Annotated in this window: 13 protein-coding genes; 7 read left to right on the forward strand and 6 right to left on the reverse strand. The window is 70.8% G+C overall.

From position 1 onward, the window contains the following. Positions 1-256: 256 nt before the first annotated feature. From ABT158_RS09860 to ABT158_RS09885, 6 genes are all read left to right on the forward strand, one after another. The gene (locus ABT158_RS09860; RefSeq protein ID WP_352352374.1) at positions 257-2,776 is read left to right on the forward strand and encodes a DNA translocase FtsK; all 2,520 of its coding nucleotides are present in this window, start codon (positions 257-259) and stop codon (positions 2,774-2,776) included. A 77-nt stretch (positions 2,777-2,853) separates the two neighbouring features. Beyond that, the gene (locus ABT158_RS09865; RefSeq protein ID WP_352352375.1) at positions 2,854-3,618 is read left to right on the forward strand and encodes a helix-turn-helix domain-containing protein; all 765 of its coding nucleotides are present in this window, start codon (positions 2,854-2,856) and stop codon (positions 3,616-3,618) included. 58 nt (positions 3,619-3,676) lie between these two features. After that, positions 3,677-5,086 (forward strand): 30S ribosomal protein S12 methylthiotransferase RimO, encoded by a 1,410-nt coding sequence (gene rimO, locus ABT158_RS09870; protein WP_352323163.1) that lies wholly within the window; start codon positions 3,677-3,679, stop codon positions 5,084-5,086. Continuing rightward, positions 5,083-5,655: a CDP-diacylglycerol--glycerol-3-phosphate 3-phosphatidyltransferase gene (pgsA, locus tag ABT158_RS09875; protein ID WP_352352376.1), complete on the forward strand. Its 573-nt coding sequence runs from the start codon at positions 5,083-5,085 to the stop codon at positions 5,653-5,655. Before rimO ends, pgsA begins: the two co-directional genes overlap by 4 nt. 8 nt (positions 5,656-5,663) lie before the next feature. After that, a complete protein-coding gene (locus ABT158_RS09880) occupies positions 5,664-6,155 on the forward strand; it encodes a CinA family protein (RefSeq protein ID WP_352352377.1) in 492 nt (163 codons plus the stop codon). A gap of 286 nt (positions 6,156-6,441) precedes the next feature. Next, entirely contained in the window at positions 6,442-6,798 is a 357-nt protein-coding gene (locus ABT158_RS09885) for a helix-turn-helix domain-containing protein (RefSeq protein WP_352323171.1), read from the forward strand. On the opposite strand, the gene ABT158_RS09890 is transcribed toward ABT158_RS09885, so the two are convergent. The 3 genes from ABT158_RS09890 to ABT158_RS09900 form a co-directional block, all read right to left on the reverse strand. Beyond that, the gene (locus ABT158_RS09890; RefSeq protein WP_352352378.1) at positions 6,795-7,574 is read right to left on the reverse strand and encodes a DNA-formamidopyrimidine glycosylase family protein; all 780 of its coding nucleotides are present in this window, start codon (positions 7,572-7,574) and stop codon (positions 6,795-6,797) included. The two genes, ABT158_RS09885 and ABT158_RS09890, sit on opposite strands and share 4 nt — an antisense overlap. A gap of 83 nt (positions 7,575-7,657) precedes the next feature. After that, the gene (locus ABT158_RS09895) at positions 7,658-8,107 is read right to left on the reverse strand and encodes an RrF2 family transcriptional regulator (RefSeq protein WP_352323159.1); all 450 of its coding nucleotides are present in this window, start codon (positions 8,105-8,107) and stop codon (positions 7,658-7,660) included. An 8-nt stretch (positions 8,108-8,115) separates the two neighbouring features. Further along, positions 8,116-9,987 (reverse strand): endonuclease/exonuclease/phosphatase family protein, encoded by a 1,872-nt coding sequence (locus ABT158_RS09900; RefSeq protein WP_352352379.1) that lies wholly within the window; start codon positions 9,985-9,987, stop codon positions 8,116-8,118. Positions 9,988-10,076: 89 nt separating this feature from the next. Here ABT158_RS09900 and ABT158_RS09905 point away from each other — a divergent pair, with 89 nt between their 5' ends. Beyond that, a complete protein-coding gene (locus ABT158_RS09905; RefSeq protein ID WP_352352797.1) occupies positions 10,077-11,258 on the forward strand; it encodes an ROK family transcriptional regulator in 1,182 nt (393 codons plus the stop codon). A gap of 24 nt (positions 11,259-11,282) precedes the next feature. On the opposite strand, the gene ABT158_RS09910 is transcribed toward ABT158_RS09905, so the two are convergent. The 3 genes from ABT158_RS09910 to ABT158_RS09920 form a co-directional block, all read right to left on the reverse strand. Beyond that, positions 11,283-12,722, reverse strand: a complete 1,440-nt coding sequence (locus ABT158_RS09910) for a glycoside hydrolase family 3 protein (protein ID WP_352352380.1) — start codon at positions 12,720-12,722, stop codon at positions 11,283-11,285. A 75-nt stretch (positions 12,723-12,797) separates the two neighbouring features. Beyond that, positions 12,798-13,649, reverse strand: a complete 852-nt coding sequence (locus ABT158_RS09915) for a carbohydrate ABC transporter permease (RefSeq protein WP_352352381.1) — start codon at positions 13,647-13,649, stop codon at positions 12,798-12,800. Further along, on the reverse strand, positions 13,646-14,659 hold the full coding sequence (locus ABT158_RS09920; protein ID WP_352352382.1) for a carbohydrate ABC transporter permease: 1,014 nt from the start codon (positions 14,657-14,659) through the stop codon (positions 13,646-13,648). Before ABT158_RS09920 ends, ABT158_RS09915 begins: the two co-directional genes overlap by 4 nt.

Below are 14,659 nucleotides of genomic sequence, written 5' to 3' on the forward strand. Positions count from 1 at the left end.
GCACGCGGGCCGGCCGTTCGGGCTCGCGCAGGCCGATGCCGTCCATGAGGGGGCGGCACGCTCGGGATCGGCGGGTGGTGGTGCAGCATCAGCACGCTGCCGTCGGGCGCGAATGGATCAGCGTGTACGTCATCACTGCGGACGATCCACGACGCCACTGAACGTGATCAGCCATCTATATGAATACAGTAGGACATTTCGGGCGCACGGCGCGTCTCCGCGCGTGCGACGCCGTCTCCGACGTACCTTTGGCATCATGGCCACCCGTACGCCGAAAAGCGCATCGAAGGGGCCGGCGAAGCGGTCGACCTCGCCTCGATCGACCCCCGCGAAGCGGCCGGCCACGGCGGCGGGGCGACCGAGGGCGAAGGCCGCGAGCTCCGGCCGCAAGTCCTCCGTGACCCATCCCGACCCGATCAGCTGGGTCTTCACGATGATCGGCAAGCTGATCGTCGGGCTGTGGATGCTGCTCGCCAACGGCATCGGCAGCACCGCCCGCGCGCTCGGCAAGAACGCCCGCGAGCTCGACCCCGCACACCGGCGCGACGGCGTGGGCCTGTCGGTGCTGGCCGGCGCGATCGTGCTGGCCGCGATGACCTGGCGCAACCCCGAGGGCACGGTCTCCGGCGTCGTGAACACCGTCGTGCACGCCGTGTTCGGCTCGCTGGCCTGGGCGCTGCCGCTGCTGCTCGGCCTGCTGGCCTGGCGCTACCTGCGCCACCCCGACCAGAACGCCGACACCGGCCGCATGGTCATCGGGTGGAGCGCGCTCATGGTCGGCGTGCTCGGCGTCATCCACGTGGCCAACGACACCCCCTACCCGGCGGGCCAGGGGCAGGGCATGGACAAGGTGTCGGCCGCCGGCGGCATGATCGGGTTCATCGTGTCGGCGCCGCCGATGAGCATCCTGCCGTCCTGGATCACGATTCCGCTGCTGCTGCTCCTGTCCGGGTTCGGCGTGCTGGTGATCACCGCCACGCCCGTCCACCGCATCCCCGAGCGGCTGTCGGAGCTGCGGCACATGTTGTTCGAGCGGCACGCCGAGCCGCTCGCGCCGCTCGAACCCGCCAAGCGCCGGCCGCGGGCCAAGAAGGCGGAGGCCGAGGGCGCCGAGACGGTCAAGCCGTACGACACGCCGGTCATCGCCGAGAAGGACAAGCTGGCCGACCACTCGCCGGAGATCGTGCCGGGGCTCGTCGACGGGCCCGCGGACGAGGAGCCGTCCGTGCCGGAGCGCAGGCCGGAGCCGCCGGAGCCGCCGGACCCCACGCCCGCGCCGCGCAAGGTCGAGCAGCTCGTGCTGTCGCCGCAGGCGGGGCCGTACAGCCTGCCCGACCTGCAGTTCCTCAAGCCCGGCACCGCGCCCAAGCCGCAGACCAAGGCCAACACGACCGTGGTCAACGCGCTGACCAGCGTGCTGGAGCAGTTCGCCATCGACGCGCAGGTGATCGGCTTCACCCGCGGCCCGACGGTCACCCGCTACGAGATCGAGCTGGGCCCGGCGGTCAAGGTGGAGAAGGTCACCGCCCTCACCAAGAACATCGCCTACGCCGTCAAGTCGGCCGACGTCCGGATCCTGTCTCCCATCCCCGGCAAGTCTGCGATCGGCGTCGAGATCCCCAACGCCGACAAGGACCTGGTCGCGCTCGGCGACGTGCTGCGCTCCCAGGTGGCCCAGGCCGACCACCATCCGATGATCGTGGGCCTGGGCAAGGACGTCGAGGGACGGACCATCGTCGCCAACCTCGCCAAGATGCCCCACCTGCTCATCGCGGGCGCGACCGGCGCCGGCAAGTCGGTCTGCGTCAACGGCCTCATCACCAGCATCCTCATGCGCTCCACCCCCGACGAGGTGCGCATGGTGCTGGTCGACCCCAAGCGCGTCGAGCTCAGCGTCTACGAGGGCATCCCGCACCTCATCACGCCCATCATCACCAACCCGAAGAAGGCCGCGGAGGCCCTGGAATGGGTCGTGGGCGAGATGGACCGCCGCTACGACGACCTGGCCGCCAGCGGGTTCCGGCACGTCGACGAGTTCAACAAGGCCGTGCGCGCGGGCAAGCTCGTGCCGCCGCCGGGCAGTGAGCGGGTCTACCAGCCGTACCCGTACCTGCTGGTGATCGTGGACGAGCTGGCCGACCTCATGATGGTGGCCCCGCGCGACGTCGAGGACTCGATCGTGCGCATCACGCAGCTCGCCCGCGCGGCCGGCATCCACCTGGTGATCGCCACCCAGCGGCCCTCGGTCGACGTCGTCACCGGCCTGATCAAGGCCAACGTGCCGTCCAGGCTGGCCTTCGCGGTGTCGTCGCTGACCGACTCGCGGGTCATCCTCGACCAGCCGGGCGCCGACAAGCTGGTCGGCCAGGGTGACGCGCTGTTCCTGCCGATGGGCGCGAGCAAGCCCATCCGGATCCAGAACGCGTACGTCTCGGAGCGGGAGATCGCCGAGATCGTCACGCACTGCAAGGAGCAGATGCAGGTCGAGTACCGCGACGACGTGGCCGCCGCGCCGGTCAAGCGGGAGATCGACGAGGAGATCGGCGACGACCTCGACCTGCTGATCCAGGCCGCCGAGCTGATCGTGACCACCCAGTTCGGCTCGACCTCGATGTTGCAGCGCAAGCTGCGGGTCGGCTTCGCCAAGGCCGGACGGCTGATGGACCTGCTGGAGAGCCGCAACGTGGTGGGCCCCAGCGAAGGCTCCAAGGCCCGGGAAGTGCTGGTGAAACCGGACGATCTGCCCGGCCTGCTGGCCGACCTGCGTGGCGAATGACCCCAATGCACGGGTCCACGGCGATAACTGATTGAATATGAACCACTACGCACTGTCGTGGTGGGGAGGCGTTCGCTGTGCAGGAACAGAGCATCGGGGCCATGCTGGCAGCGGCCAGGCAGGCGGCGGGATTGACGGTCGCGCAGGTCAGCGCGGCGACCCGGATCCGAGAAACGATCATCAACCGGATCGAGCAGGAGGACTACGACCAGTGCGGGGGCGCGTTCTACGCCCGCGGTCACGTCAAGGCCATAGCCAAGGTCGTCGGGCTCGATCCCGAGGCCACGGTCCACCTGTTCGACCAGCAACACGGCGGGGCGCCGCAGCCCGTCCGCGCCGCCGCCGTGTTCCAGGCCGACCGCACGCTCGCCCTGCGCGAACGCCGGGGGCCCAACTGGACGATGGCGCTCGGCGTGGCGCTGGCCGTCGTGGTGGTGTTCGGCACGGTGCGCGTGCTCGGCGGCGCGAGCGACCAGGTGCGCACCGCCGACGTGCACGCCATCACGCCCAAGCCCAGCGTGCCGCCGAACACGCCCATCACCGAGGGCCCCAGAGCCGCGGCGGGCAAGGGCAAAGCGGGCAAGGGCATGGTCACCCTGAAGATCGAGGCCAGGCGTACGTCGTACGTGAACGTGCGCGACGGTCAGGGCCGGATGCTCTTCGCCGGGATGTTGAAGGCCGGAGACAGCTCGACCTGGCGGGCCGCGGAGAAGGTCAGCCTGCTTCTCGGTGACGCCGGAGCGGTGTCCTTGCAGGTCAACGGCAAGAAGGTGGAGAAACTCGGGGGCCGGGGCGAGATGGTGACCCGCTCGTTCGGTCTCGACGCGACGCCTCCGCGGTAGTCCGGCGGGGAGGCCGTGCATCAGGTGGTGGCCAACTCCCGATACCGTAGTGTTCACCATGTCATCCCGCCGAACCGCATCGCTGATCACCCTGGGCTGCGCGCGCAACGAGGTCGACTCCGAGGAGCTGGCCGCGCGACTTGAGGCTGCCGGCTGGCAGCTGGGCGACGACGACCCCGACGTCGTCGTCGTCAACACGTGTGGCTTCATTGACTCGGCCAAGAAAGACTCCATCGACACGCTGCTCGCCGCCGCCGACTCCGGGGCGAAGGTGGTGGCCGCGGGTTGCATGGCCGAGCGCTACGGCAACGAGCTGGCCGAGGCACTGCCCGAGGCGAGCGCCGTCATCTCCTTCGACGACTACACCGAGATCGGCGGCCGGCTCGACGACGTGCTGGCCGGGCGTCCGCTCAAGCCGCACACGCCGCGCGACCGCCGCACGCTGCTGCCCATCTCGCCGGTCGAGCGCGGCAGCGCGCCCAAGACCGGCATCCCGGGCCACGGCGAGCTGCCCGACGGGCTCGCGCCCGCCAGCGGCCCGCGCGTGCTGCGCAAGCGCCTCGACGAGAGCCCGGTCGCCTCGCTCAAGCTGGCCTCCGGCTGCGACCGGCGCTGCACGTTCTGCGCCATCCCGGCCTTCCGCGGGGCCTACGTCTCGCGCAACCCCGACGAGCTGCTCGCCGAGGCCGACTGGCTGGCTCATCGCGGCGTGCGCGAGCTCGTCCTGGTCTCGGAGAACTCCACCTCCTACGGCAAGGACCTGGGCGACCTGCGGGCGCTGGAGAAGCTGCTGCCGCAGCTGGCCGCCGTGCCGGGCATCGACCGGGTGCGGGTCAGCTACCTGCAGCCCGCCGAGCTGCGGCCGGGGCTGATCGACGTCATCACCGCCACCGAGGGCGTGGCCGACTACTTCGACCTGTCCTTCCAGCACGCCAGCGGCGGCGTCCTGCGCCGGATGCGCCGCTTCGGCGACCCCGAGCGTTTCCTCGGCCTCCTGGAGAGCGTGCGCAAGGGCGCTCCCGAGGCGGGCGTACGCTCCAACTTCATCGTGGGCTTCCCCGGCGAGACCGAGGAGGAGTTCGGCGAGCTGGTCGGCTTCCTGGAGCAGGCCAGGCTCGACGTGATCGGCGTGTTCGGCTACTCCGACGAAGACGGCACGGAGGCGGCCAACCTGCCGGGCAAGCTCGACCAGGAGGTCATCGACGAGCGCGTGCGCGTGCTCACCGAGCTGGCGGAGGAGCTGACCGCCCAGCGCGCGGAGGAGCGCATCGGCACAGAGGTCGACGTGCTCATCGACGACGACCTGGGAGACGGCGGCTACGAGGGCCGGGCCGCCCACCAGGGCCCGGAGGTCGACGGCTCGGTGACGGTCCAGGGCATCGGCCTGGTCAAGGGACAGATCGTGCGCGCGGTCGTGGTCGACGCCGAGGGGGTTGACCTGATCGCGCGCATCAAGGCCAGTCCATGACCAGGGACGAGCGCCGCGTGGTAAGCCCGTGGAACATCGCCAACGTCCTCACGGTCCTCCGGTTGGCGCTCGTCCCCTTCTTCGTCGCATGCCTGTTCCTGCCCGGCACCGGCTGGCGGCTGGCCGCCCTGGGGGTGTTCGGGGTCGCCTCGATCACCGACCATCTCGACGGCGAGCTGGCCCGCCGCTACGGGCTGATCACCGATTTCGGCAAGATCGCCGACCCGATCGCCGACAAGGCGCTCACCGGGGCGGCGCTGGTGTGCCTGTCGATCCTCGACGAGCTGCCGTGGTGGGTCACGATCGTGATCCTGGGCCGCGAGCTGGGCATCACCCTGCTCCGGCTGGTCCTGCTGCGGCACGCGGTCATCCCGGCCAGCTACGGCGGCAAGGTCAAGACCGTGCTGCAGATCGCCGCCATCGTGCTCTACATCCTGCCGGGGGTGCCCGACCCGCTGCGATGGGTGGTGATGGGCGCGGCGCTGGCCGTGACCGTCGCGACGGGCGTCGACTATCTCGTACGGGCGGTCAAGCTGCGCCAGGTGGCCAGACGGGCGCGTGGGGAGTGAGCTGAGCGATGGCGGACGTGGCCGAGGTTCTGGCCCTGCTGGTGCGGCAGGACGCCACCGTGGCGGTGGCCGAGTCGCTGACCGGCGGGCTCATCGGGGCCGCGTTCACGTCGGTCCCGGGGGCGTCCAAGGCGTTCCGGGGCGGGGTGATCTCCTACGCCACCGATCTCAAGCACGATCTGCTGGGCGTGCCCGGCGAGCTGCTGAGCCGCGAGGGGGCCGTGCATCCCGAGGTGGCCGCGGCGATGGCCGAAGGGGTCGCCCGGGTGTGCGGGGCGGGATACGGGCTGGCCGTGACGGGTGTGGCCGGCCCCGAACCACAGGACGGAAAGCCCGTGGGCCTGGTGTACGCCGCGGTCCACGGCCCGGACGGGGAGAACCTGGTGCGTGCGTTGAGCCTTGAGGGGTCGCGCGAACGTATCCGGGTAAGGACGGTGCACGAGGCAGTCGATCTCCTCGCAGGTGTGCTGAAGGCCAACAAAGGGGAACATTCCGGATGATTACCGTGTTACGTCCCGAGCGAACATGCGAAGCACGGTCTGACGCGGTGTCGGTGGATACGGGTACGGTGGAGCTGTGAGTGAGGTCCGTGAGCCAACTGCAAGCACCGAGCGCCCGGCAGGCGGGCCTGATGAGTCGCGCGACCAGGCACGAGCGGCAGACCCGGGGCGGCGACGCCCCATGATGACGGCGAGGAGTATGTACGAAGCCAAGAAGACCAATGTGCGGCACGATCCGATCGCGCGGGGCGTGGTGAAGACATCCACGCCGGGGAGGGAGCGACAGATGATTCTGCTGCGTCAGCTGCTCGGTGACGTGCTGAGGCGGTTGCGGGTGCGTCAGGGGCGCACGCTACGCGAGGTGTCCACGCTGGCGCGTGTCTCGCTCGGTTATCTTTCCGAGGTCGAGCGTGGCCAGAAGGAGGCCTCGTCCGAGCTGCTCGCGTCCATTTGCGGTGCCCTCGGTGTGCCGCTCTCGCAGGTGTTGCGTGAGGTTTCCGACCAGTTCGCGCTGGCGGAGCTCCAGGCCGCGCCTGTTCTGGCCGACATGCCCGAGCACGAGCGCCTGCCTCTTGCCGAGACGGTTCCCGGTTCGATCGGCGACACCGTGTTCCCCGAGGTCAAGGACATGGTGGCGGCCTAACGCGGCTGGCAGCCACCACACCACAGGATCAGCCTTTCCTGTGGCTGTGCCCCCATCTCCCCGCGGCTGATGCGCGTGCCGCATCGGCGACAGGGTCTCCCTGCCCTGCCGTAGACCCAGGTCTGGTTCGCCGGGCGGCGATCACCTGTCGTCACCGTGCCGCCATGCCCCTTGTTGGCCTCCAGCAGCCGGTGGGCCAGCGTGACGAGCCCTTCGAGATCCTCGATCTCCCCGACCTTCCGCCACGGCCAGATCCCGCGCAGGAACAGGGTCTCGGCGCGATAGATCGTGCCGATCCCCGCCAGGTTGCGCTGATCGAGCAGCGCTTCGCCGATCGTCCTGTCCGGTGCCGCTCGCAGCCTTCGCGCGGCCTCGCCCGGATCCCAGTCAGCGCCCAGCAGGTCCGGCCCCAGGTGCCCCACCAGGCGCCCCTCGTCGGCGGTCGTGACCAGGTCGACCATGCCGAGCTTGATCCCCACCGCCTGCCACTCCGCGTTGGCCAGGATCAGCCGCACCTGGTCGCCGCCGGCCGTGCGCCGCCCCGCGGGCATGACCCGCCAGCTCCCGTCCATGCGCAGGTGGGTGTGGACGGTCAGGCCGCCCTCGACCCGGGTCAGCAGATGTTTGCCCCTGGAGACGGTGGTGAGCACCGCACGGCCCCTCAGGTCGGCGGTGGCGTGCCGCGGGACGCGGAAGTCCGACCTGGTCAGCACGCGGCCGTCGAGCGCGCCGCGCAGGCGCGCCGCGGTGCGGTAGACGGCGTCTCCCTCGGGCATCCCTCCAGTCTAGGTACCCGCCTCCCGGCCGGGACGGCGGCCACGGGCCCGAGGGCGCCCGCCGCCAGGCCGGCCGGTGGTCGTCAGTCCCAGGCGGCGGGGTCGGCGGCGAGCTGGCGGACGCGCTCGGGAAGGCTGCCCGTGGCGACCTGTTCGAGCGTGACCTCCTCCAGGATGGCCCGCTCGGTGGCCCGCAACGCGATCCACACCTGCTGCAACGACTCGGCCGGACCCCGGTAGCCGACGTGTTCGGGACGCTCGCCGCGCACGTTGGCCAGCGGCCCGTCGACGGCCCTGATCACGTCGGCGAGCGAGATGTTCGCGGCGGGCCGGGCCAGCACGTAGCCGCCCTCGGGACCCCGCTGGCCGCGCACGAGGCCGGCGCGGCGCATCTGGAGCAGGATGTTCTCCAGGTATTTGGGAGGCATGTCCTGTTCCTTGGCGAGCTCACCCACGGTAGTCGGACCCGCGCCGGCTGCGGCGAGTTCAGCGGCGGCACGGAGGGCGTAGTCGACACGAGCGGAAAGGCGCATGTTCTCGATTATCCCTCCTGGTCAACACTGGTTAGGCGCAAGGTCGTCAGAACGGGCAGGTGATCCGAATACGGCAAGCGCGGCGCCTGCGCCGAAATCGCGGTCAATCCCTTGGTGAGCAGCACGTGGTCGATGCGCTCCTTGGGGGCGTCGGCGGGCGAGGTCGGCGGGTCCCCGAACGCGGTCAGCGGGTCGCTCAGACCGGCCGCCTTCAGCACCTCCATGGCCGGATCGGTGGGCCGTGTGTTGAGGTCGCCCGCCAGGACCACCGGTCGCCTCACCTGCTCCCCGGCTCCGGCGGCGCTGTGCCCGGCCTCGTCGGCGTCGCGGCCGGCGGCCAGGGCGCGGGCGATCGCGGCGACCTCGGGCGCCTGGCCCTCGGGAGCCTGCAGATGGGTGTTGACGATGCCCACCTCCCTGCCGCCGACCTCCAGGACGACCGTCTGGGCCTGCGCCCCCGTCGGGTAGTCGTGGGCGCCCAGCGGGTGGGAGTGCACCTGCTTGACCGGGAGGTTGGTGAGCAGCGCGTCGCCCCACACCTGGTCGGCGGCGGGCGCGAAGTGGTAGCGCATGCCGAGGCGGCGGGCGATCCTGGCCAGGTCGTCGTGGCCGCCGTTGAGCAGCCAGCCGCGGTCCACCTCGCTGAGCAGCACGACGTCGGGCTTCTGGGCGGCGGCCCACGTCCCGATCTTGTCGAGCGACAGGCGGCCGTCCAGGCCGTAGCCCATGCGGATGTTGTAGGCGATCAGGGTGAAGGTGTCGCCCTGCTTGGCCCGTACGGGCGGCGCCGACGGCGCCCCGAGCGTGACGAGCCCCACCAGCAGGACGGCGACGGCCGGCGGCAGCCAGTTGAGGCGGACCGGCCCGGCCGGCGGCGGCGAGTGCCGGACCAGGGCCGTGATCACGCTGAGGGCGGCCACCAGCACCGCCACCGCCACGAGGATCTGGCCGTTGGGGAAGCCGAGGTTCATGTCGTAGGCCGCGTAGTAGACGAACAGCCCGACGAAGAAGACCAGCCCGCCGCCGAGCACGGCCACGCCAGGACGTCGCCCGGCCGGATAGTCGGGCCGCGCGGTTCCGGCGAGCAGGGCGCCGAGCCAGCCGATCAGCAGCACGGCGACGTAGGGCGCCGACAGGGTGAGGAGCACCGTGAAGGCCACCAGCAGGACCCCGATGATGAGATCGAAGACCGGCGACAGCGGCGGGCGGGCGGCCTGCACAACGGCCATGACCAGGACGGCGGCGAGCAGGCCGGTGCCCGCCAGCATCTGCCACAGGTCGGTCGGGCTCTGTTCGGGCTTGGCCCAGCCCGTGGCGGCGACGCCGGTCAGCAGCATCGCCGGGCCGAGCAGGAACCACGTCAGCGCGGGCGCGCGGTCCACCTCGGCGGCTGGCGGGCGGACCAGGCTCAGGAAGGCGGCGCAGACGCAGAGCACCGCCAGCCACGGGACCAGGCCGTCGCGCCAGACCAGATCCACGCCGTCCAGCAGCAGGTGGACGATCAGCGACAGGCTCAGCCCGCCCATCACGCCGACGGGGACCGCCCGGCGCGGGACGGTGTGGGCGCAGCCGTACAGGAAGACCAGACCGGCGGTGACGCCGGCGGAGGCGACGTAGAGCTGGCTCACGCCCGCCTGCAGCAGGATCCTGGTGAGGACCAGCGCCGCGGCGCCGCCGAGCAGAGCGTGGCGCGGCTTGGCTAACAGCGCGAGGAAAGGCAGGATGAACCAGGCGGCGGCGTAGAGGCCCATCAGCTCCGGCGGCGTCTCGCCCGCCCGGCCGAACAGGGTGATCAGCGACGGGAGGAAGACTCTCAACACGTCCAGCAGCAGCACGAGGCCCAGCGCGAGCATGATCGCCGGGCCGCGGGGGATTGTCATGAGGCATCCTCGTGTTCGGCTCCGATGATATGCAAGGGCTGGGACGCTAAACTTCCAACAACCTTTTCGAATTGACGGTGGGAATCAGCGTGGAGCGTCGTCCTGGTGTGCCCAGACTTCTCCGGGAGATCAACGATCGGGCCGCACTGGAGCTGTTGCTGGCCACCGGCCCCATGACGAGGGGGCAGATCGGCGACCTGACCGGTCTGTCCAAGGTCACCGCCTCCCAGACGCTCGCGCGGCTGGAGGAGCGCGGCCTGGTCGAGGTGGTGGGCGCGCAGGCGGGCGGCAGGGGGCCGAACGCGGCGCTCTACTCGGTCATCCCCTCCAGCGCGTACGTGGCCGGTCTGGAGGTCGGGCCCGAGCTCATCTCCACCGCCGTCGCCGACATCCACGGCCGCACCATCGCCGAGGTCACCGTCGATCCCGGCGGCCACGACGACCCGGTGGCCGCCGTGCACGGCGCGATCGTCAAGGCGTGCCGCAGCGCGAAGGTCAGCCTGGCCAAGCTGCGCGGCGTGGTGATCGGCACCCCGGGCGTGGTCGATCCGCGCAGCGGCGACGTGCGCTTCTCCTTCGACCTGCCGGGCTGGCACGAGGGCATCCACGAGGCGCTCGCCGGCGACCTGCGGCGCGAGGTGACGATCGAGAACGACGTGAACCTGGCCGCCATCGCCGAGTACGCCGACGGCGCGGCCAAGGGCGTTGACGACTTCGTGCTGGTGTGGGCCAGCCGGGGCCTCGGCATGGCCGTCATGCTGGGCGGCAAGCTCCACCGGGGGCGTTCGGGCAGCGCGGGGGAGATCGGCTACCTGCCGGTGCCCGGCGTGCCGCTGCCGGAGGACATCCGCACCAAGCCGGGCCGGCTGCCGTCGCTGGCGGGCGGCCTGCAGTCGCTGGTGAGCGCCGAGGCGGTGGCCGAGCTGGCCCGCGGCTACGGTTTCACGGCCGAGAGCGCCGGCGAGTGCGTCGAGGTCGCGGTGGCGGCCGGGTCCCGCGGCGAGCCGATGCTCGACGAGATCGCCCACCGGCTGGCGCTGGGCGTGGCGGCGGTCTGCGTGATCCTCGACCCGGGGCTGGTCGTGCTGGCCGGGGAGGTGGGCCACGCCGGGGGATCCGCGCTGACCTCCAGGGTGGAGGAGGCCGTGGCGCGGATCTGCCCGGTGCGGCCGCAGGTGGTCACCACGGCGGTCGCCCACGCCAACCCGGTGCTGCGCGGCGCGGTGCTGGCCGCCCTGGACCAGGCGCGCGAAGAGCTCCTCACGCCCTGATCCGGCGGGCCTGGGCTGTCCGCCTCAGGCGGTGATCAGTTCCACGGCGGCCTGGGCGTTGGCCCTGGCCGCCCCGTACGTGGCGATATAGGCGGCGCTGTCGGGCCGCCAGACGGGCAGGCCCATCTCGATCACCGTCGCGTCCTGGCGGGCCGCCACCAGAGCGGAGACCAGTTCCTGGCTCTCCTGGTAGCGGTGGGCGTCCTTCACCACGATGACCAGCGACCGGTTCACGGCCTTGGCCAGCAGGGCGGGGACGTCGGCGGCCGCGGGCTCGACGCGGACGATCTCGGCGTCCGGCAGCCACGGGCCGACCCCCCATGGCACGTTCCCGACGGCGATCGTGGGCGGGGTGTCCACCTCGATCACCAGGGGTTCCACCAGGGGTTCCGTCTCGCCGGTCAGCTGTACGGCGCGGCGGGCGGCGTGCAGGCCGACCCCGTTCTGCTCGGCCGCGATCACCTCGGGCGTGCCGAACCAGGCCCGCAGCGCCCCCACGCGGTCGGCCGCCTCCTCCAGCCTGGCGGCCGGCAGGCGGCCCTCGGTCACCGCGGCCACGATCTCCCCGATGACCCGCTGGACGTCGTCCTCGCCGGGGATCGGGCCGAGGCAGATCAGGTCCGCCCCGGCCGCGAGCGTGAGCACGGCGCCGTTGGCCAGGCCGACGCTCTTGGTGATCGCGTGCATGTCCAGCGCGTCCGTGATCACCACGCCGTCGTAGCCGAGCTCGCCCCTGAGGAGCCCGGTCAGAGCGGCGGGTGACAGGGTGGCCGGAGTGTCCCCGGTCACCACCGGAACCGCCACGTGGGCGGTCATCACGGTCTTGGCGCCGGCCTCGATGGCCGCACGGAACGGCGCGAGCTCGCGGGCGCGCAGCACGTCCAGGCCGACGTCCACGACGGGCACGGCCAGGTGGGAGTCCACCCGGGTGGCGCCGTGGCCGGGGAAGTGCTTGACGCAGGCGGCCACGTTCACCGACTGCAGGCCGTTGACCGCCGCGACCGTGTGCCTGGCCACCAGCGCCGGGTCGGCGCCGAAGGACCTGGTCCCGATCACCGGGTTGTCGGCCTCGGTGTTGACGTCCGCGCTCGGCGCGAGGTCCAGGTTGATGCCGCACGCGGCCAGCTCGGACCCGATCGCCGCGTAGACCCGGCAGGTCAGGTCCACGTCGTCGACCGCCCCCAGCGCCGCGTTCCCGGGGTACGGGCTGCCGACGTGGTAGGCCAGCCTGGTGACGTCCCCGCCCTCCTCGTCGAGCGAGATGACGGGCTCGGCCGAGGCGCGCAACGTCGTGGTGAGCGACCTGACCTGGTCGGGACCGGCGACGTTGAACCCGAAGAGCGTCACGCCGCCCAGGCCGTTGTCCAGCTCACGCAGCACCCAGTCGGGCGCCGTGGTGCCCTGGAAGGCGACGAGCAGCGTGCCGGCCGCGAGGCGACGCAGCCCCCGATCACTCTGACTCATGGCTCCTCATCACTTGAATGACGGCACGATCGGGTACGGCCCGGACCAGCCGAGCCGTACGAGGATCAGTGCCTGTTACCCCTTCACGGCCCCGGCGGTGAGACCGGCGACCATGCGGCGTTGTACCAGCAGGAAGAAGACGACCACCGGAAGGGTCATCAGGGTGGAACCGGCCATGATCGCGCCCCAGTCGACGCCCTTCTGGCCGAAGAAGTACTGCAGGGCGACCGGCATCGTGTAGCCCTCGGAACCCGACATCAGGTAGAGGGCGAACACCAGATCGTTCCAGGCGGTGATGAACGAGAAGATGCTCGTGGCCACCAACCCCGGCGCGACCAGCGGGAACAGCACCTTCCAGAACGTGGTCAGGCGGCTCGCGCCGTCGATCCAGGCCGCCTCCTCCAGCGTCCGCGGCACCGCGGCCACGAACGTGCGCAACATCCAGATGCCGAACGGCAGCGTCAGCGCGACCTGGGTGATGATCAGCCCGATGAGCTGGTCACCGAGGCCGACCCGCTTGACCATCATGTACAGCGGGATGAGCAGGCCCTCGGCCGGCAACATCTGCACGATCAGCAGGATGACCAGGAACGTGCCGCGTCCCTTGAAGCGGAAGCGGGCGATGGCCGTGGCCGACAGCAGCGCGAAGACCGAGCCGATGAGCACGGTGCCGAGCGCCACGATCGCGCTGTTGCGCATGTAGAGCCAGATGGAGTTGTTCGCCACGCCCTCGGTCAGCACCCGCGCGAAGTGGTCGAAGGTGAAGTGCGTCGGGAACGGGATGAACTCCGTCGTGAAGATCTGGTCGTTCTCCTTGAAGCCGGTGGAGACCATCCAGTAGACGGGGAAGACCGCGTAGAGGAAGACCAGCACACCGGCCGTGTTCAGGAGGATCTTCCCGAGCTTCTTGCGGGCCAGCGCGTTCACATCTCCTCCTGCTTCACGATCTGCCGGACGTACGCGACGGTGATGATGAGCAGGATGATCGTCAGCACGATGGAGATCGCCGCGCCCGTGCCCAGCTTCTGCGGGGGCTTGAACGCCTCCGCGACCGCGTACATCGACAGGTTGAAACCGTCGCGGTTGGTCGGGCCGTTCATCAGCACGTAGAGCTGGCTGAAGACCTTGAAGTCCCAGATGATCGACAGGATCGTCAGGACGGCGAAGACCGGCTTGAGCAGCGGCAGGGTGATCTTCCTGAACGTCCGCCACGCCCCCGAGCCGTCGACCTTGGCCGCCTCGTACAGCTCGGACGGGATGCCCTTGAGGCCGGCCAGCACCGAGACCGCGATGAACGGGAACCCGGCCCACACCACGCACACGATCAGCGCGACGTAGAGCGGGAAGGTGTCGTTGAGCCAGGGGGTGCCGGTCCAGTCCCGCTGACCGGCGGGCGGCGCGGCCAGCCAGTCGGGCAGCAGGTTGAGCAGCCAGTTCACGATGCCGGACTCGGCGTCGAAGAGCGAGCGCCAGATGACGCCCTGCGCGACCGGCGGCACGGCCCAGGCGAACATGCACCCGATGACCACGAACAGGGACATCTTCTTGCCGAGCTTGTTCAGCAGCACGCCGACCGCGGTGCCCACGATCAACGTGAGGCTGACGGCGACGAAGGCGAACACCACGGTGTTGCGCAGAGCCGACCAGAAGATGTCGTTGGAGAGGACCTTGTTGAAGTTGTCCAGGCCCACCCATTCGGCCGGCTTGCTCCCCCTGATCTGCGCGAGCCCGACCTTCTGGAAGGCCATCACGCCGAGCTGGAACATCGGGTACAGCAGCAGTCCCGCGATGACCAGCAGACCGGGGATGAGCAGCACGTACGGGATGCTCCACGTGGGCATCCCGGTGGCCTTGACGGGCCCGCCGCCCTTCTTACGGCGGCGCCCCGGGGCGGGGGACGAGCCCCTGCCCCGGGTGACCGTAGTCGTGTTCGCCAT

This window comes from Nonomuraea sp. NPDC001636 (assembly GCF_040298265.1).
Classification (GTDB): domain Bacteria; phylum Actinomycetota; class Actinomycetes; order Streptosporangiales; family Streptosporangiaceae; genus Nonomuraea.

Bases quoted from the DNA above. Each gene is read 5' to 3' on its own strand.
- ABT158_RS09895 (WP_352323159.1), bottom strand. From the start codon at position 8,107: ATGCGCCTTTCCGCTCGTGTCGACTACGCCCTCCGTGCCGCCGCTGAA.
- ABT158_RS09860 (WP_352352374.1), top strand. From the start codon at position 257: ATGGCCACCCGTACGCCGAAAAGCGCATCGAAGGGGCCGGCGAAGCGG.
- ABT158_RS09885 (WP_352323171.1), top strand. From the start codon at position 6,442: ATGATTCTGCTGCGTCAGCTGCTCGGTGACGTGCTGAGGCGGTTGCGG.
- ABT158_RS09900 (WP_352352379.1), bottom strand. From the start codon at position 9,987: ATGACAATCCCCCGCGGCCCGGCGATCATGCTCGCGCTGGGCCTCGTG.
- ABT158_RS09890 (WP_352352378.1), bottom strand. From the start codon at position 7,574: ATGCCCGAGGGAGACGCCGTCTACCGCACCGCGGCGCGCCTGCGCGGC.
- ABT158_RS09880 (WP_352352377.1), top strand. From the start codon at position 5,664: ATGGCGGACGTGGCCGAGGTTCTGGCCCTGCTGGTGCGGCAGGACGCC.
- pgsA (WP_352352376.1), top strand. From the start codon at position 5,083: ATGACCAGGGACGAGCGCCGCGTGGTAAGCCCGTGGAACATCGCCAAC.
- ABT158_RS09920 (WP_352352382.1), bottom strand. From the start codon at position 14,659: ATGGCGAACACGACTACGGTCACCCGGGGCAGGGGCTCGTCCCCCGCC.
- rimO (WP_352323163.1), top strand. From the start codon at position 3,677: ATGTCATCCCGCCGAACCGCATCGCTGATCACCCTGGGCTGCGCGCGC.
- ABT158_RS09910 (WP_352352380.1), bottom strand. From the start codon at position 12,722: ATGAGTCAGAGTGATCGGGGGCTGCGTCGCCTCGCGGCCGGCACGCTG.